Origin of the sequence: Segatella hominis, assembly GCF_004535825.1 — a bacterium.
In the GTDB taxonomy this organism is placed as follows: Bacteria; Bacteroidota; Bacteroidia; order Bacteroidales; family Bacteroidaceae; genus Prevotella; species Prevotella hominis.
The window spans coordinates 1-17,512 of the sequence record NZ_SGVY01000064.1; the positions used below are offsets into that span (position 1 = coordinate 1).

Genomic DNA, 17,512 nt, shown 5'->3' on the forward strand with positions numbered 1-17,512 from the left:
CGCTTTATGGGGTAAGGGGATTTTGTGTCTGCGACATTTCTGTTGTGCAAGAAATATGTACAATAAAATGAATTTTGTCGCTTTGCAAGCAAAATCCCACTAAACCCTATAGGTTGCGGATTTGAGGTATAATAGATATTCTCTTAAAATCCAACTTTCGCTGTAATTGAAAATTCTGCACCAACATAAGTGGTACAAATAGTAACGTCAAGCTAAAAACTCGTACCAAATTAGTTAATAACGGCTTTCCATAAAATGAAGCTATATAGGGTGCTGAAAAGAAAAGTAAACTAAAACACAACAAACCTACTATAAAATTAAAATAAAAGGCAGTAGATAAATCACTTTGTGTTATATTTTTTTTTCTAATTAAAGCATTTGTAAAACCAGCATCAACAAATAACATAGCCAGAGAATAGAAAAAGAACAAAATTGCAGTCAATCCATAATCTTCTGGAGTCAACAAGCGAGCAAGAATTATACTAAATAGAAATTGTAAACTTTGAAGTACAATATTTCCTGTACCGCTCCACAACATTCCTGCAATCGCAGACTCTTTTAAATTTTTAGAAGTCATGAATATTAAGTATTACTAAGACTTTCTTTGTAAATATGACTTTATACTCTTTACCACCTCTTCCACTTCATCCCATGTCATAACAGGGCTCATGGGCAAGCTCAGTTCTTCCTGATGAAGCTGTTCCGAGATAGGAAGGGAAAGGGAATGTAATTCAGGATAGCATTCCTGACGATGAGGAGCTATCGGGTAATGGATTAATGTCTGGATACCATGAGCGGAAAGGTACTCCTGCAACTCATCCCTACGATTACAGAAAATCGGGAAGATATGATAGACATTGCTCGCATCTGGCATCTGCTTGGGTAAACGAATATATCCTGCTGAATGCGCAGATGGGGTCTCCAAACCTTGGAGATGATCATAATAATATCGGGCTATCTGCTGGCGATGGGCATTATCCTCATCTATATACTTGAGCTTGACATCAAGTACAGCTGCCTGAATCTCATCCAAACGGCTATTACGACCCTTATATTGAAAGACATATTTCTTATGCGAACCATAATTGGCTAAAGCTCGAATGACCTCTGCCAATTCCTGATCATCTGTGGTAACAGCACCGCCATCACCCAATGCTCCCAAATTCTTTCCTGGATAAAAACTATGTCCGGCAGCATCACCCAAACTACCAGTGCGCTTACCTTTCTGCACAGATTCCGGAACTGCTGGTTCACCGAGATAACGGCAACCATGTGCCTGAGCATTATCCTCTACTAATTTCAAGTGATACTTATTGCAAATATCGGCTATTCGCTGAGTATAAGCACATCGCCCGTAAAGATGAACGATCATCACAGAACGGGTACGCTCCGTGATTGCTTCCTCTATACGAGCATCGTCTATCTCAAGAGTCTCTGGATCTGGTTCTACCAAAACTGGCTTCAGACCATTCTCTGAAATAGCTAAGATGGAAGCGATATAGGTATTGGCAGGGACGATCACCTCATCCCCCTCCTTCATCACGCCCATCTCTATATAAGCACGATAGATGAGGGTCAGGGCATCCAAGCCGTTTCCTACACCTATACAATAGCGGGTACCGATAAAGTGAGCGTAATGTTCTTCAAACTGCTTGACTGAACTACCTTGCAGATACCAACCGGAATCTATCACACGGCTAACTGCCTCATGAATCTCATCAGCATGCTGCAAAGTAATCTTCTGTAAGTCTAAAAACTTAATCATGAGTTGAGTCGTTTTGACACTTCTAGGGTTAATCGAAACTTGTTACTACTTTTACATGTCTCGATCAAACTCATCATTTTTTTTACTGATAGCAGATAACATAGGGGGTTGCCGAAGTATGCGTTGCCCTGTGAAATCCTGCTTATGATATGAAGTTGGGTCATTCTGCCTTTTTTCATATTTTTGCAAGACAAAGGTAATATTTTTTAAGCAAACTACCAAAAAAAGTATCGCTTTTAAGCCATTTTTTTGTGCAAATTGTGCAAAAGCTACAAGAAAAGAGCAAAAAAAGACGCACCTATCACCGTCATCACACCACAAACCACGATTGAAAGACTACTCATCGCTCCCTCAATAGTACCCATCTCCATCGCTTTAGCCGTACCCAAAGCATGGGCAGAACAACCGATGGCGATACCTTTTGCTATCGGCTCCTTGATGCGAAGGAGGGAAAGGAACTTCTCTGCAAAGATGTTTCCAAGAACTCCCGTTACGATGATAACGACTACTGAAACTGATACGTGACCGCCCAACTCTTCTGATACGCCAATACCGATGGCTGTCGTAATGGATTTTGGCAAGAACGTAACATAAGAAGCATGATCGAAATGAAATAGTAATGCAAGGATAAGTACGGAACACAAACTTGCCAATACTCCTGACAAAATACCAATCATGACGGCACGATAATTCTTCTTCAACAATTCTACCTGCTGATACAATGGTACAGCAAGACAAATCGTGGCAGGCGTCAGCAAATAACTGATGATATTGGCACCAGCACTATACGACTCATAACTTACACCTGTAAACAACAACACACAGATAACCAATATGATAGCTATCAAGAGCGGATTCATAAGAGACCAACCCGTCTTAATTTTCAAAACCAAACCTATTCCATACGATACCAAACTGACCAGCACTCCAAAAAATACTGATTCCTGAAACAACTCCATCTTGTTTTCTCCCTTATTATTTTAGTTAATTACTTCTTATTTTCTTTCTGTACCTTGTTACGCTGGATAACAAACTGTGTAATCCAACCAGAGACTCCCATCACCACAAAAGTACTCAATACCGTAACGATGATATACTCCAGCCAGGAATTGCCTATCGACTTCCATGAATCGATAAGTCCTACAGCTGCAGGAATAAACATGACAGGCATGACTGCGATGAGAAAACTGCTCGTCTCACGAATATCCTTCACCTTGACCCATTTCAACTCCAAGGCGACAAACAACAAGACTATACCATATATACTGGCTGGTATAGGCAATGGAAGAAAATAATGCAACAGCTCTCCCAAAAACGAGAAAGCGATGATTATCATAAATTGAATAAGAAACTTCATGATTTCAAGTTAATTTTAGTATCACTTTTCGTTGTCCAAACCGATTTGCTCCACATAGCGTTCAATCATACTGGCTGTTTTTTCTGTTCCCAACCGATCGCTATCCAGACAAATGTCATAATCATTGGCATCTCCCCAGGTAAGCCCTGTATAATACTTATGGTATGCCACACGACAGTCGTCTAACTGTTCCACAAACTCCTTCGCATCTTCATAAGAAAGATTCTGTTCCATCTGGATATCTGCAATGCGGGATTTCATCGTTCCCTTCAAGAATACGGAAACCAAATCCTTACGTTCACGGAAAATATAGTTACCGCAACGACCGATGATAATACAGTTCTCGTCTCCAATCATGTCTGCAAGTACACGCAAAGGTCTTTCCGTGGAATCTTTGCGAGTTTCACCAAAGGAAGACATGGCAAACAGAAGTTCATCTACTGGGCGCTCATCAAAGAATGCTTCCATCTCATCGAGCACACCTTTCTCGCTTGCCATCCGAAGCAAGCTCTTTCTGGTATAAAAAGGAATACCATAATGTTCTGCCAGCAATTTGCCTACATTGACGGCACCACAGCCACACTGGCGGGCTATTGTAATAATCATGAGCTATACTAATTTTTAAAAATTGTTACCCTATCTTGATACGATACAAAAGTACAACGGCTTTTATATATAAACAAAAAAGCTAAGAAGAATAGACTTCTTAGCTTTTTGTCGGGGCGACAGGATTCGAACCTGCGACCACCTGTTCCCAAAACAGGAGCGCTACCGGGCTGCGCTACACCCCGCTTGCATGATGCTAACTTAGTAATAGATTGAGTCGGGGCGACAGGATTCGAACCTGCGACCACCTGTTCCCAAAACAGGAGCGCTACCGGGCTGCGCTACACCCCGCTCATCGAACTCATTTACTTAGCTTTTAGCCTCATTTCTGAATTGCGAGTGCAAAGGTACTACAATTATTTGATTCCACCAAATTTTTTCCGAACTTTTTTTCATTTTTGCTAAAAAATCCCTTTTTTACACGCAAATAAGGGTGTTCCATTAGTCATAATACTACTTCTTCAACAGTTTTCTATTTACCTTGAAACGGTCGAAGCCTAAACCATAAACACCGATAACGGCACTCTGACTGACAAAAGCAGTAGGATCTATCTCATCTATCAGTCGGAAAATCTTTTGCGATTCCCTTTGACGCGCCAAGACAAAGAGCATGTGGACATCCTTGCCACTATAGCAACCATGTCCATCCATCACCGTACAACCACGGTCGGCTGTCGTATTGATAGCAGCACTCAACTCAAGATACTTATCTGAGATGATAAAGAACTGGACCGAACGACGCAAGGTATTGATGACATGATCAACACAGAGAGACGACACAAAGAGGCATACATAACCATAAATCACCATCTCCCAACTCTTCAGCACGAAATAACTGCTCGAAATAATACAGAGGTCGCAAATCAGAATGGCATGTCCTAAGGAAATGTTATAAAACTTGTTGATCATGGCTGCCACCGTATCCGAACCACCCGTACTGCCATTGCAAGACAAACCTAATCCGGCACTCGTACCCATACAAAAACCTCCCAAGACGGTCGCCATGAAAGGCTGGTCATGCAACAAGGTAATATTTCCTTCCCCATAGAACTCTATCATGCGAGTATAAATAGCAAAAAGGGAAATGCCATAGAGCGTCTTCACACAGAATCGCCATCCGAGGATGCGCAAGGCTATCGCCAACAGGAAGACATTCAGACCGAAATAAGAAACTGATACAGGGATGCCTGCACCCCAGTACAAGATAGAAGCGAGACCGCCGATACCACCCATCGTGATATGATTAGGCAAAAGGAAAATGTTCAATCCAATACTACCTATCAACATCGCCAAGGCTATGATGACGTAATCTCTAATCTCATGAATTTTACTTTTTCTCGTCATAAAAATGATGTATATTTTAAATATGGGTGCAAAATTACAAAGTTTTTCGTAAAATTAAGACAAATATGTGAGATATTCAAAAAAATATTCCTATTTTTGCATCATTACTACATATCATATAATATTGTAGCATTCAAAATACTCTATTGTTTCATTAATTAACATGAAAGTTATGGCAGAATACACTACGATTATTACAAACTGGAAACATCTTAAAAACGGTCTTCCTTACAAATGGATTGTCGATTACGCTTCCTACAATGCGTATGGCAATTTCAAACTGTCTGCAGAAGACTGGGAAAAGAGAGATTACATTGTCAACTTCAAGGGAAACTCGGAGTTGACTACAGAGATTGACCATCAACAGGCCCTCAAGAAAGCGATTTCCGACATCACCACTCTCATCAAGGAGACTTTCAGCGATGCCGCTAACCAGTTGACCCTCGTTTGTATTCCTGCATCTACCCGTGCAAATACCAAACGACGTTTTGAGGAATTCAGCAAGGAGGTTTGCGAAAAGACCGGTATGGCTAATGCCTATCCGCTTATTTCCTGGACTACCAAAACGAATCCTGACGATGGAGAGGAAGAGGACGAATATGCCTTTGACTTCGAAGCAATCAAGGGCAAGGACATCCTGCTCTTCGACGACATCATCGCATCAGGCAGCTCCGTTTGCAAATTCGCAGACAAGCTCAAGGAAGAAGGAGCTAACGTGATTGCAGCAATTGCATTAGGGAAAAAACTTTGATTTCAAAAGCGAGGATAAACATCTTATCAATCAGGATTTCCCCTATAGCAGAAAGGCTTGTGTAGGATTTTTCATTCCTAAACAAGCCTTTTCTCATGATTGAAACTCAGCATCCACAACTCAGTATCAGTGACTGATTGCTGATGAATATTGACTATTGAACATTCAGAACTTACTCTTAAATCCTTTGGCCAATCCTCCCTCAGAAGTTTCCTTATAGAGCGATGGGAGATCATGACCTGTCTGTCGCATTACCTCCACTACTCTATCAAACGAAACACGGTGATGACCGTCGGAGAAGGAAGCATACAGATCTGCATCCAAGGCACGTGCCGCAGCAAATGCATTGCGCTCGATACAAGGTATCTGAACCAAACCGCATACAGGATCGCAGGTCATACCGAGGTGATGCTCCAGTCCCATTTCCGCAGCATACTCTACCTGTGATGGACTTCCACCAAAAAGTTGACAGGCAGCAGCTGAAGCCATAGCGCAGGCTACACCTACCTCACCCTGACAACCGACATCCGCACCACTGATGGAAGCATTCTGCTTAACGACATTTCCTACAAGACCAGCTGTAGCCAAAGCACGAAGGATACGCTGTTCACCCATTTCATGCGCCTTATGCATGTGATAAAGTACAGCCGGCAACACACCACAGGCACCACAAGTAGGAGCAGTAACGATAATACCGCCAGATGCATTTTCTTCACTGACTGCTAAAGCATAAGCATAAACAAGTCCACGACTCTGCAAGGAAGTACGATAACCATTCGCCTTGGTATAATAATTGGCAGCCTTGCGAGGCAACTTCAGCGGTCCAGGCAGCACACCTTCATGCTCCAGACCTCTTTCAATCGCCTCCTTCATCGTTTTCCAGATGTTAGCCAAGAAATCCCAGATTTCCGGTCCCTCGCACTTCTCTACATATTCCCAATACGAACGACCATTCTCATAGCACCAGTTCTGGATATCACCCAACTTATTCAGGTCGTACACATCCTTGGCACCCAATTCATCCTGGTCGCCATTGCCTTCAGAAAGCGCACCTCCACCAATACTAAACACCGTCCATTCATCCAGGATATCGCCATCAACATCCTTTCCCACAAATTTCATTCCATTGGGATGAAAAGAAAGAAACGTCTGAGGTTCCCAGATGATTTTGACAGAATGATAGGGTTGGATAACTTCCTCAATAGCCACATCTGTCATATGTCCCTTTCCTGTAGCAGCCAAACTGCCGTAAAGCGTCACTTCGTACGAAGAAGCATTACCGCAACGCTGTAAAAAGAGTTTTGCTGCACGCTGAGGTCCCATCGTATGACTGCTCGAAGGACCCTTGCCGATTCTATATAATTCCTTTAATGATTTCATCGTACTTTATCTAATGTTGAAAAAAGAAAAAATAAAGGCCAAGCTAAACAGGAACTGTCCAACTTGACCTTTATCATTATACCTTATTATATATAATATAAGGATTACTTGATAATACCTTCTTCTACGAAAATTTTCTTCAAGATTACAACAGCTTTTTCTACCTGCTCCTTGGTATGAGTTGCCATCAGGGCAAAACGAACCAAAGTATCCTGAGGTGCACAAGCTGGAGGAATCACAGGATTGATGAATACACCTGCATCATAAGCCATCTTTGTTACGACGAATGTCTTCTCTGCATCACGAACATAGAGAGGAATGATAGGGCTCTCAGTCTCACCAATCTCAAAACCTTCCTCACGGAAACGCTTCAAAGCATAGTTGGTTACATTCCAGAGATTTTCAAAACGCTCAGGCTCCTTCTGAATAATGTGAAGCGCCTCAAGAGCAGCAGCAGTAGCGGCTGGAGTATTAGATGCGCTGAAGATGTAGGTACGGCAATTGTGACGGAGGAAATTGATAGTATCCTTATCTGATGCAATAAATCCACCGATGGAAGCCAAACTCTTTGAGAATGTACCCATGATGAGATCCACCTCGTCTGTCAGACCGAAATGATCACAGACACCACGACCCTGCTTACCAAACACACCCAAGCCATGAGCCTCATCTACCATGATAGAGCAGTTGTACTTATGCTTCAACTTCACGATTTCTGGCAAGTTAGCCAAATCACCCTCCATTGAGAACACACCATCCACAACAATCAGCTTGATAGCCTCCTGAGGAAGTTTAGAGAGCACACGCTCCAAGTCTTCCATATCATTGTGTTTGTAGTGCAACTGTGTAGCGAATGAGAGACGACGACCATCTACGATAGATGCGTGGTCGCGGTCATCGCAAATCACGTAGTCATTACGACCTACAACGCAAGCCAACACACCCTGATTTACAGAAAAACCTGTTGAGAAGCAAAGAGTCTCATCTTTACCCATGAACTCAGCCAACTCTTTTTCGAGCTGAACATGCAAATCGAGAGTACCATTAAGGAAACGGCTTCCAGCACAGCCTGAGCCATACTTGTCGAGAGCAGCCTTAGCTGCATCTATTACACGCTGATCATTAGTCAAACCCTGGTAAGCATTAGAACCAAACATCAAAATCTTGTGACCATCGATGTCAGTAACTTCTGTCATCTGCTTACTTGTAATCTCACGGAAATATGGATACACACCGGCAGCCATATACTTCTGTGGTTCACGATAATTCTTGTATCTTTCTTGTAATTGTCCCATTATTAATAGGTGTACTTTATTATTTTCAATTGTTTCAGGGTGCAAAGATACAAAAAAGAACTTATAAATCCTATTTTTTTCTAAGAAAGTTACATTTTAGCGTTTTTTTATGTGATAAAAACCAGTTTTTTGGGGATTTTTGCTAATTTTGCAAGACCATATTACAAAATTATTGCATTGGATGAAGAAAAAGATAGTATTCATAATGAACCCTATTTCAGGCACCAGCAGCAAGGCTGCCATTCCAAGTCTGATAGAGTCAACATTGAACAAAGAGCTTTTCGAGTACGAGATTAGGATGACAGAAAGAGCTGGACATGCTTCGGAGATTGCCACCGAAGCTAAGAACAACCATGTGGATATCGTTGTGGCTGTAGGTGGCGATGGAACCATCAATGAAGTGGCTCGTTCCATCGTCCATTCCGATACCGCTTTAGGCATCATCCCTTGCGGTTCGGGCAACGGATTAGCACGCCATCTCCTGATACCGATGAACTTGAAGAAAAGCATTGAAATCATCAATCATTGCGAAATTCACGACCTTGACTACGGAGTCATCAATGAATATCCTTTCTTCTGTACATGCGGCATGGGATTTGACGCCTTTGTCAGCATGAAATTTGCAGAAAGCGGAAAGCGTGGTCCTATCAGCTATGCTGAGAATATCCTCAGAGAAGGCTTGAAGTACCAGCCGGAAACTTATACATTAGAGGACGAGACCGGAACAAAACAATACAAGGCTTTCCTGATTTCATGTGCCAATGCCTCCCAATACGGCAACAATGCATACATAGCCCCTCAAGCTTCCATGAGCGACGGACTGATGGACGTCATCATCATGGAACCTTTCGATGTGCTCGAAGCTCCACAGGTAAGTTTCGACATGTTCAACAAGACTTTGGACAAGAACTCCAAGATAAAAAGTTTCCGCTGCAAGAAACTTCATATCACCCGAAGCCAACCGGGCGTCATCCACTATGATGGCGACCCAGTGATGTCGGGAACGGAAATTGACGTACATCTTGAAGAAAAAGGCATCAAGATGATAGTCAATCCACACGCAGACAAGAATGCCCGCAAACCAAATGCCATCCAAACGGCATTTACAGAGTTCTTTAACGACCTGAATGCCATGCGTGATGACTTCAACAAGCAAAGCAAGAAAGTGGAGGCTTTAAGCAAACTTGTACAACGCAAACTGAATATTTAAATAAAAGCAGACGCATATAACCATCTTAAACCATCCCCTAAAGACGATGCGTTTAAAGATAGAATTCGTCAGTTATTTTTGCATACCATTCGCTGCGATTTCCATCTTGATTCATCATGATTTCCGTGGCATTTTCCAGTTCACCGTTTCTATGTCTGGAAAATGCCAGGAGATAGCGTTTTGGTTGTTTTCTTTCTACCGTTTTTACAGCACATTGTCTAACAAGGTAAAATCCTGATATACAGGCTTCTGACACAAAATTCTCCCTCACTTCAGAAGGCAGCACAACCGAGAAAATCCCATTTTCAGAAAGTAAACGTTTTACACCTTGCCAGAGATCCCTAAACGGCAAGGTATCCGCATGTCGAGCCATTGCCCTTTTACTATCCGGATTTTTCAAACTATTCAGAAAAAACGGAGGATTGCTGACTATCGCATCAAATTCCTCACCAGAATAATCCTGCAACCGGCAATGGGCAACATCAATTCTATCACCAAAAGGACTGGCTGCCACATTTTCCCTTGCCTGTCCACAAGCCTCTTCGTCAATATCAATACCTACCACCTGGGCAGCAGGAAAACGCTGAGCCATCATCAAGGCTATCAACCCCGTACCACATCCTATATCGAGAATACGAGTTCCGCCAGAAGCCCATGCTCCTAACAACACGCCATCCGTTCCCACTTTCATGGCACAACGGTCTTGTAATATCTCAAACTTTTTAAATCGAAAACCTGTCATATTCTAAATTCATGCTTCATTTAATTTTCTAACGAAAAAACACGCAATATATTTTACTTTTCAGCAAAAAACAGTCCATAAAGAAAGAAATTACACATTATAATATTAAATTTTGTATCTTTCAACCCAAAATTCACCAAAAAAGGCTATCTTTGCAAGCCAAAATGCATTTATAACAGAATATGGACAATATTAAAAATAATCAATTACACATGATCGCCGATTTTGAAGGCGACATTACGGAATTGCTAAAAGATAGAGACTCCGGGACATATCCTATTATCTGCACCCGAGACTTAGTGATCTTCCCTACTGTTCTCACCCCTATCATACTTGGCAGAAAGCAAAGTATCGCAGTTGTAGATTATCTCAAACAGAAACACGACGATCTTATTTTCTGCGCTTTTACCCAAAAGGATGCCAATCTGGATGATCCTGAAAAGGAAGACCTCTATGAAACTGGTGTTTTCTGCCGTCTCATCAAAATGGTAGAACTTCCTGGTCAGCAAAATGGACAGGTTACCATCGTAGTACAAGGATTGGGAAAATGCAAATTGAAAAGTATCGATACAAAAATACCATTCTATAGCGGATATGTGGAAAACATTTCTGAAGAATGGCCTAAAAAAACGGATACGGAATTCAAACTTTTGCAAAGTTCTCTGTTCTCTCAAACCATCAAGCTGATCCAAGACAGCGATGAGATACCTGATGATGCAGAGTATGCAATCAACTCTATATCCAATCCGCTGGTACGCACGAATTTCATCTTATCATCCATGCCTTTCAGCATAGAGGAAAAGATCAAGATGCTGGAAATGAATAGTATGACAGACCGCATGTTTGAAGCACTCAAATATGAGAACAGACTCAAACAGTTATTTGACATACAGTCTGACATCCGCCAGAAAACAAAGAATGATCTGGACGAACAGCAACGTGAATACTTCCTGCAACAACAGCTCAAGAACATCAAGAAAGAGCTCGGCGGAAACGATATGAGCCCAGAGAAGAAAGAGATTCTTGAGAAAGCCAAGAGCAAAAATTGGAATGAGAATATAAAGAAAATATTCAATAAGGAATTCAAGCGACTCGACACCTTGCATCCGCAAAGTCCTGACTATTCCACACAGATCAACTACCTGCAGACAATGGTAGATTTGCCTTGGAATGACTGCACCATAGATAACTTGAGTCTCAAACATGCCAAAAAGGTTTTGGACAAAGACCATTATGGCATGGAAAAGGTGAAAGAGCGCATTCTGGAATACCTCGCTGTAAGAGCTTTGCGTGATGACCTGAAGAGCCCTATCCTCTGCCTCTATGGTCCTCCAGGAGTTGGTAAAACCAGTCTCGGCAAAAGCATTGCACAAGCGATGGGTCGTAAATACGTGAGAGTTTCTCTTGGCGGTTTGCACGACGAGGCTGAAATCAGAGGTCATCGCCGCACTTACATCGGTGCTATGCCTGGTCGTATCATCAAGAATATTCAGAAGGCTGGTAGCGCCAACCCTGTCTTTATCCTTGATGAGATTGACAAGATATCACAGGCCAACTTTAATGGTGATCCTTCTTCAGCATTACTGGAAGTTCTCGACCCAGAACAGAACAAGGCTTTCCATGATAACTATCTGGATATCGACTATGATTTGTCGAAGGTTCTCTTCATAGCCACAGCCAACGACCTGAGTTCTATTCCACGTCCACTGCTCGACCGTATGGAACTCATCGAAGTAGGTGGTTACATCACAGAGGAGAAGGTTGAGATTGCCAAGCGTCATCTGATTCCAAGAGAGTTGGAGAATACCGGTCTCAAGAAATATACTCCAAAGATCAAGTTCTCAAAAGCTGCCATCGAGAAGATCATCGAGCAATATACCCGAGAAAGCGGTGTGCGCCAGTTGGAGAAACAGATCAACAAAGCCTTGCGCAAAATGGCTTTCAAATTGGCTTATGAAGACATATTGGAAACAACCAGCATCACCCCAGCCGAGGTAGCAACCCTCTTGGGCAATCCTCCATTCAACCGTGACATCTATCAGGGCAATGCTTATGCGGGTGTCGTTACCGGATTGGCATGGACTTCCGTGGGAGGCGAAATCCTCTTCATCGAGACTTCCCTCAGCAAGGGCAAGGCAGGAAAGCTCACGCTGACAGGTAACCTCGGAGACGTGATGAAGGAATCTGCCGTGATTGCACTCGAATATGTCAAGGCACATATCGACCTGCTCGGAGTAGATTACAGAATTTTCAGCAACTGGAATATCCACATCCACGTACCAGAGGGTGCAACTCCTAAAGACGGACCATCTGCCGGTATCACCATTGCAACCAGTATCGCCTCTGCCCTGACTCAGCGCAAGGTTCGCAAGAATACTGCCATGACGGGCGAAATCACGCTCCGTGGAAAAGTACTCCCTGTAGGCGGCATCAAGGAGAAGATCTTAGCAGCCAAACGAGCTGGTATCACAGATATCGTGATGTGCCAGGCCAATCAGAAAGACATAGAGGAAATTCCAGAGCAATACCGCAAGGGTGTAGAATTCCACTATGTAGAGAATGTTGCTGATGTCTGGAAGTTTGCACTCACTGACGAAAAGGTGGAGCATCCTGTCGATTTCACGATTGACGAAGAAGAAGAAAACAAAAAATAACATCAAGACTATCATGAAGTTTGAATTACAAGTAACAGATAAAGCAAGTGATGCACGTACCGGTATCATCACCACAGACCACGGACAGATAAAGACTCCTATCTTCATGCCCGTAGGAACTGTAGGTTCTGTAAAGGGCGTACATTTTGACGAGCTTCGCAAACAGGTAAAGGCACAAATCATCTTAGGCAATACCTACCATCTCTACCTCCGTCCGGGACTGGAGGTCATCAAGGCTGCTGGCGGTCTGCACAGTTTCAATGGCTGGGACCGTCCTATCCTTACAGATAGCGGTGGTTTTCAGGTATTTTCACTGACTGGCATCCGCAAACTGAGAGAAGAAGGTTGCGAATTTCGTTCTCACATAGATGGTAGTAAACACATCTTTACTCCGGAGAATGTCATGGATACAGAGCGTATCATCGGTGCCGACATCATGATGGCATTTGATGAATGTCCTCCTGGACAAAGTGATTTCCAGTATGCAAAGAAAAGTTTGGAGTTGACCCAGCGCTGGCTGGACCGTTGCATCAAGCGCTTCGATGAGACAGAACCTCTCTATGGCTACAACCAGAGTCTCTTCCCTATCGTACAGGGATGTACCTTCCCGGAACTGAGAAGAGAAGCAGCTAAGTATGTAGCCGACAAGGGTGCCGACGGAAATGCCATCGGTGGTCTTGCCGTAGGTGAACCTACAGAAGTGATGTATGAGATGATAGAGGTGGTCAATGAGATTCTTCCTAAGGACAAGCCTCGCTATCTCATGGGAGTAGGTACTCCACAGAACATTCTGGAAGCCATCGAACGAGGGGTTGATATGTTTGACTGCGTCATGCCTACCCGAAACGGAAGAAACGCCATGCTGTTCACCTATAATGGCACCATGAACATGCGCAATAAGAAATGGGAAATGGATTTCAGCCCGGTTGATCCAGATGGCTGCGATATCGACCGCATAACAACCAAGGCATACCTCCACCACCTTTTCAAAGCACAGGAGCTTTTGGCAATGCAGATTGCCAGCATCCACAACCTCGCCTTCTATCTCCGACTGGTGACAGATGCACGCCAGCACATCGAACAGGGCGACTTCGTACAATGGAAGCGTTCCATCATCGACCAATTAGGACGAAGAATTTAAAGAAATATAATGAAGAATTTTAAACAAATAAGGAAACATCGCAGAAGATACAAGTTTCAGCGATGGTTTGGCAAACATTTCGCATGGCTCGTAAAGGCTGCGAAATGGACTGCCCACAAGTTGAGATTCCTGAGGGTACTCAGGTTTCTCAACCTCTTCAGATATATCAAGCGATTAGACTGGTACATCATCAAGAAGTTCGTGGGATATTATTTTTTCAGTATCGCACTGATTATCTCCATTGCCATCGTATTCGACTTCAATGAGAATCTGGCCAAGTTTTCGGAGAACCACGCTCCTATGCGTGCCATCATCTTCGATTACTATGCCAACTTTGTGCCATACTTCGCCAACTTGTTCAGTGCCTTGTTTGTATTCATTGCCGTCATCCTCTTCACGACTAAGATGGCTGGCAATTCAGAAATTATCGCTATCCTCGCTTCCGGAACATCCTTCAAGCGTTTGATGCGACCATACATGCTGACGTGTGTCATGCTCTCTGCACTCTCCTACTCGCTGTCTGCATACGTGATACCACATGGTACCGTCATCAGACAGAACTTTGAAAACATGTATAAGAAGAAGGCCAAGAACACGTCTGCAGACAATGTGCAGTTGCAAGTGGACCGTGGAGTCATCGCATACATCCAGCACTACGACAATACGACCAAAAGGGGATATGGTTTCTGTCTGGATAAGTTTCAGGAGAAAAAACTGGTCAGCCACCTTACTGCGATGGAGGTACAGTACGATACCATCTCAGATTCCAAGTACCATTGGAAGATCAGAAATTGGAAGGTACGTAAGCTGCAAGGTATGAAGGAACAAATTACCAGCGGTGCTGAAAAAGATACGCTGATAACCATGGAACCAACCGACCTGGTATATTCCAAGGGACAGCAGGAGACCTTTACCAGTCCGGAATTGAAAGAGTACATCAACAAGCAGATAGACCGAGGTTCCGGCAATGTAGTGCAATATCAGGTGGAATACCACAAGCGAATAGCAGCATCCTTTGCCTCCTTTATCCTGACCATCATCGGTCTCTCCCTCTCTGCCAAGAAGCGCAAGGGAGGAATGGGTATGGCACTCGGTGTGGGACTCGCCTTGAGTTTCGGATACATCATGCTTCAGACCGTATCGGCAACCTTTGCCATACAAGCCAACTTCCCACCAATGCTTGCTGCATGGATGCCAAATATCCTCTTTGCCGTCGTAGCATATTTCTGCTATCGCAATGCACCAAGATAATGTAAGATTGTATCATATAATAATAGATAATGTATGATGGTCATCACTTTTTTCAAGAGAGGCCTACACATTATTATATATAATAATAAAGAGATTATAAATGTATTTTGACGAATTAGATTTAAATGACAATGTGCTTGATGCGTTATATGACATGCATTTTGACACATGCACCCCTGTTCAAGAGAAATGTATTCCTGAGATATTGAAAGGTAATGACGTTCTTGGTGTGGCTCAAACGGGTACTGGCAAGACTGCCGCCTATCTGTTGCCTATTCTGAGTAAGTTGGATGACGGCGGATACCCTGAAGATGCCATCAACTGCATCATCATGTCACCTACCCGAGAACTGGCACAACAGATAGATCAGGCTATGCAGGGATTCAGCTACTATCTGCAGGGAGTGAGCAGCGTGGCTGTATATGGTGGCAATGACGGCAACCGCTACGATCAGGAATTGAAGAGTCTCCGTATGGGAGCTGACGTAGTAATAGCTACTCCTGGCCGACTCATCACCCATATTAGTCTCGGAAATGTAGATTTAAGTAAGGTAAGCTTCTTTATCCTTGACGAGGCAGACCGCATGCTTGACATGGGTTTCTCTGAGGATATCATGACCATCGCCAAGAAATTGCCTCAGTCTTGCCAGACTATCATGTTTTCTGCAACCATGCCTACCAAGATCGAGGAACTGGCAAAGAGCTTGCTGAAGAATCCTGTAGAAATCAAACTTGCTGTCAGCAAACCTGCCGAGAAAATCAAACAAGAAGCCTACGTCTGCTATGAGGCTCAGAAAATGAGCATCATCAAGGATATCTTCAAGGCTGGTGACCTGAAGCGCGTCATCATCTTCTGCGGCAGTAAGACAAAGGTGAAACAGCTCTCTGCTTCACTACAACAACAGAAGATCAACTGTGGCGAAATGCACTCCGACCTTTCTCAGCAAGAACGTGATGATATCATGTTCAAGTTTAAGAGCGGCCAGATTGATGTGTTGGTTGCTACGGATATTGTTGCCCGCGGTATCGATATCGATGATATCACATTAGTTATCAACTTCGACGTTCCGCACGACACAGAAGACTATGTACACCGCATCGGCCGTACCGCTCGTGCAGATAGAGACGGAAGAGCCATTACCTTGGTTACGGAAATGGATATCTACTGGTTCCAGCAGATAGAAAAGTTCCTGGAAAAAGTGGTAGAAAAGATGCCATTGCCTGCAGAGTGTGGCGAAGGTCCTGAGTATGTCAAGATGGACAAGCCTAAGAAACAGGGTAAAAACAATGGCAACGGCAAGACCAGTGCAAAGAGCCGCCGCCAGAAAGACCGCGACCAGACTGCACACAAGCGCAAGCCGAACAAACAGAACAACCGTCAGGAAAAGGCTCCTCGCCAGCAAGGTGAACAACAGGGCGAACAGGTTGCAAACAAGCCAAACAACAGAAATGGCAGAAACGGCAAACAGCAGAATGCTGACAAGCAGCAGAATGCAAATAAGCAGAATGCCGAAAAGCAGCAGAATGCAAACAAACAGCAGAACGCAAACAAGCAGCAGCCAAGAAATAACCGTCAGCAGAATACCGAAGGTAAGCAGGAGGGTGAAAACAGACAAGGCGGAAAGCGCAACAATAGAAACAACCGCAACAGACAGGACAATCGCAAGAACGGCGAGCAGCGCAATAACAACCAGCGCAGCAATGCACCAGAAAACGTACGTCCTGGCAGCAACGGAAGAGGAAGAGGTGTTGCACAGAAGAAGGCTAACGAGAAATCAAATTCTCGCAAACCAACTCCAATTGTCAACCCTCAGAAGAAAGAAAATGTCGTAAAGAAATTCATCAAACGAATTTTCGGTTTCAAGAAATAGCTCTAAATTTACAACAAATCCTCAAATCCGCAACCTATAGGGTTTAGTGGGATTTTGCTTGCAAAGCGACAAAATTCATTTTATTGTACATATTTCTTGCACAACAGAAATGTCGCAGACACAAAATCCCCTTACCCCATAAAGCG

The 17,512-nt window shown here is 43.4% G+C and carries 15 protein-coding genes and 2 tRNA genes; 6 read left to right on the forward strand and 11 right to left on the reverse strand.

What is annotated here, in order from left to right; translation table 11 throughout:
- Positions 1-106 precede the first annotated feature (106 nt).
- The 8 genes from EXN75_RS15360 to EXN75_RS15395 all read right to left on the reverse strand — a co-directional run bounded on the left by EXN75_RS15360 (position 107) and on the right by EXN75_RS15395 (position 5,072).
- A complete protein-coding gene (locus EXN75_RS15360; RefSeq protein WP_134844483.1) occupies positions 107-577 on the reverse strand; it encodes an oligosaccharide flippase family protein in 471 nt (156 codons plus the stop codon).
- A 15-nt stretch (positions 578-592) separates the two neighbouring features.
- Positions 593-1,765, reverse strand: a complete 1,173-nt coding sequence (locus EXN75_RS15365) for a DegT/DnrJ/EryC1/StrS family aminotransferase (protein WP_134844484.1) — start codon at positions 1,763-1,765, stop codon at positions 593-595.
- A gap of 269 nt (positions 1,766-2,034) precedes the next feature.
- On the reverse strand, positions 2,035-2,724 hold the full coding sequence (locus EXN75_RS15370; RefSeq protein WP_134844485.1) for an LrgB family protein: 690 nt from the start codon (positions 2,722-2,724) through the stop codon (positions 2,035-2,037).
- A gap of 29 nt (positions 2,725-2,753) precedes the next feature.
- Entirely contained in the window at positions 2,754-3,122 is a 369-nt protein-coding gene (locus EXN75_RS15375; RefSeq protein WP_118117135.1) for a CidA/LrgA family protein, read from the reverse strand.
- Between the two features lie 21 nt (positions 3,123-3,143).
- Positions 3,144-3,728 carry a cytidylate kinase-like family protein gene (locus tag EXN75_RS15380; protein ID WP_134844486.1) on the reverse strand — a complete coding sequence of 195 codons (585 nt, stop codon included), beginning with the start codon at positions 3,726-3,728 and terminating at the stop codon, positions 3,144-3,146.
- 111 nt (positions 3,729-3,839) lie between these two features.
- A tRNA-Pro gene (locus EXN75_RS15385) sits at positions 3,840-3,913 on the reverse strand.
- A gap of 32 nt (positions 3,914-3,945) precedes the next feature.
- A tRNA-Pro gene (locus EXN75_RS15390) sits at positions 3,946-4,019 on the reverse strand.
- A gap of 162 nt (positions 4,020-4,181) precedes the next feature.
- Positions 4,182-5,072 carry a YitT family protein gene (locus EXN75_RS15395; protein ID WP_134844487.1) on the reverse strand — a complete coding sequence of 297 codons (891 nt, stop codon included), beginning with the start codon at positions 5,070-5,072 and terminating at the stop codon, positions 4,182-4,184.
- A 172-nt stretch (positions 5,073-5,244) separates the two neighbouring features.
- On the opposite strand from EXN75_RS15395, the gene EXN75_RS15400 reads away from it, so the two are divergent.
- A complete protein-coding gene (locus tag EXN75_RS15400) occupies positions 5,245-5,823 on the forward strand; it encodes a phosphoribosyltransferase family protein (protein ID WP_167639554.1) in 579 nt (192 codons plus the stop codon).
- A gap of 165 nt (positions 5,824-5,988) precedes the next feature.
- Here the strand turns inward: EXN75_RS15400 and EXN75_RS15405 are convergent, their stop codons facing one another.
- Positions 5,989-7,203 carry an L-serine ammonia-lyase gene (locus EXN75_RS15405; RefSeq protein WP_134844489.1) on the reverse strand — a complete coding sequence of 405 codons (1,215 nt, stop codon included), beginning with the start codon at positions 7,201-7,203 and terminating at the stop codon, positions 5,989-5,991.
- Between the two features lie 104 nt (positions 7,204-7,307).
- Positions 7,308-8,498 (reverse strand): serine palmitoyltransferase, encoded by a 1,191-nt coding sequence (spt, locus tag EXN75_RS15410; RefSeq protein ID WP_118117131.1) that lies wholly within the window; start codon positions 8,496-8,498, stop codon positions 7,308-7,310.
- A 181-nt stretch (positions 8,499-8,679) separates the two neighbouring features.
- On the opposite strand from spt, the gene EXN75_RS15415 reads away from it, so the two are divergent.
- A complete protein-coding gene (locus EXN75_RS15415) occupies positions 8,680-9,708 on the forward strand; it encodes a diacylglycerol/lipid kinase family protein (RefSeq protein ID WP_134844490.1) in 1,029 nt (342 codons plus the stop codon).
- Between the two features lie 52 nt (positions 9,709-9,760).
- On the opposite strand, the gene EXN75_RS15420 is transcribed toward EXN75_RS15415, so the two are convergent.
- Positions 9,761-10,450: a tRNA1(Val) (adenine(37)-N6)-methyltransferase gene (locus EXN75_RS15420; protein ID WP_134844491.1), complete on the reverse strand. Its 690-nt coding sequence runs from the start codon at positions 10,448-10,450 to the stop codon at positions 9,761-9,763.
- Positions 10,451-10,632: 182 nt separating this feature from the next.
- Here EXN75_RS15420 and lon point away from each other — a divergent pair, with 182 nt between their 5' ends.
- From lon to EXN75_RS15440, 4 genes are all read left to right on the forward strand, one after another.
- On the forward strand, positions 10,633-13,104 hold the full coding sequence (gene lon / locus EXN75_RS15425) for an endopeptidase La (RefSeq protein ID WP_134844492.1): 2,472 nt from the start codon (positions 10,633-10,635) through the stop codon (positions 13,102-13,104).
- A 13-nt stretch (positions 13,105-13,117) separates the two neighbouring features.
- Positions 13,118-14,245, forward strand: a complete 1,128-nt coding sequence (tgt, locus tag EXN75_RS15430) for a tRNA guanosine(34) transglycosylase Tgt (protein WP_118117154.1) — start codon at positions 13,118-13,120, stop codon at positions 14,243-14,245.
- Between the two features lie 9 nt (positions 14,246-14,254).
- Positions 14,255-15,496, forward strand: coding sequence for an LptF/LptG family permease (locus EXN75_RS15435; protein ID WP_118117127.1), 1,242 nt, complete (start codon positions 14,255-14,257; stop codon positions 15,494-15,496).
- A gap of 100 nt (positions 15,497-15,596) precedes the next feature.
- A complete protein-coding gene (locus EXN75_RS15440; protein WP_134844493.1) occupies positions 15,597-17,366 on the forward strand; it encodes a DEAD/DEAH box helicase in 1,770 nt (589 codons plus the stop codon).
- Positions 17,367-17,512 lie beyond the last annotated feature (146 nt).

Bases quoted from the DNA above. Each gene is read 5' to 3' on its own strand.
- EXN75_RS15360 (WP_134844483.1), bottom strand. From the start codon at position 577: ATGACTTCTAAAAATTTAAAAGAGTCTGCGATTGCAGGAATGTTGTGG.
- EXN75_RS15365 (WP_134844484.1), bottom strand. From the start codon at position 1,765: ATGATTAAGTTTTTAGACTTACAGAAGATTACTTTGCAGCATGCTGAT.
- EXN75_RS15370 (WP_134844485.1), bottom strand. From the start codon at position 2,724: ATGGAGTTGTTTCAGGAATCAGTATTTTTTGGAGTGCTGGTCAGTTTG.
- EXN75_RS15375 (WP_118117135.1), bottom strand. From the start codon at position 3,122: ATGAAGTTTCTTATTCAATTTATGATAATCATCGCTTTCTCGTTTTTG.
- EXN75_RS15380 (WP_134844486.1), bottom strand. From the start codon at position 3,728: ATGATTATTACAATAGCCCGCCAGTGTGGCTGTGGTGCCGTCAATGTA.
- EXN75_RS15395 (WP_134844487.1), bottom strand. From the start codon at position 5,072: ATGACGAGAAAAAGTAAAATTCATGAGATTAGAGATTACGTCATCATA.
- EXN75_RS15400 (WP_167639554.1), top strand. From the start codon at position 5,245: ATGGCAGAATACACTACGATTATTACAAACTGGAAACATCTTAAAAAC.
- EXN75_RS15405 (WP_134844489.1), bottom strand. From the start codon at position 7,203: ATGAAATCATTAAAGGAATTATATAGAATCGGCAAGGGTCCTTCGAGC.
- spt (WP_118117131.1), bottom strand. From the start codon at position 8,498: ATGGGACAATTACAAGAAAGATACAAGAATTATCGTGAACCACAGAAG.
- EXN75_RS15415 (WP_134844490.1), top strand. From the start codon at position 8,680: ATGAAGAAAAAGATAGTATTCATAATGAACCCTATTTCAGGCACCAGC.
- EXN75_RS15420 (WP_134844491.1), bottom strand. From the start codon at position 10,450: ATGACAGGTTTTCGATTTAAAAAGTTTGAGATATTACAAGACCGTTGT.
- lon (WP_134844492.1), top strand. From the start codon at position 10,633: ATGGACAATATTAAAAATAATCAATTACACATGATCGCCGATTTTGAA.
- tgt (WP_118117154.1), top strand. From the start codon at position 13,118: ATGAAGTTTGAATTACAAGTAACAGATAAAGCAAGTGATGCACGTACC.
- EXN75_RS15435 (WP_118117127.1), top strand. From the start codon at position 14,255: ATGAAGAATTTTAAACAAATAAGGAAACATCGCAGAAGATACAAGTTT.
- EXN75_RS15440 (WP_134844493.1), top strand. From the start codon at position 15,597: ATGTATTTTGACGAATTAGATTTAAATGACAATGTGCTTGATGCGTTA.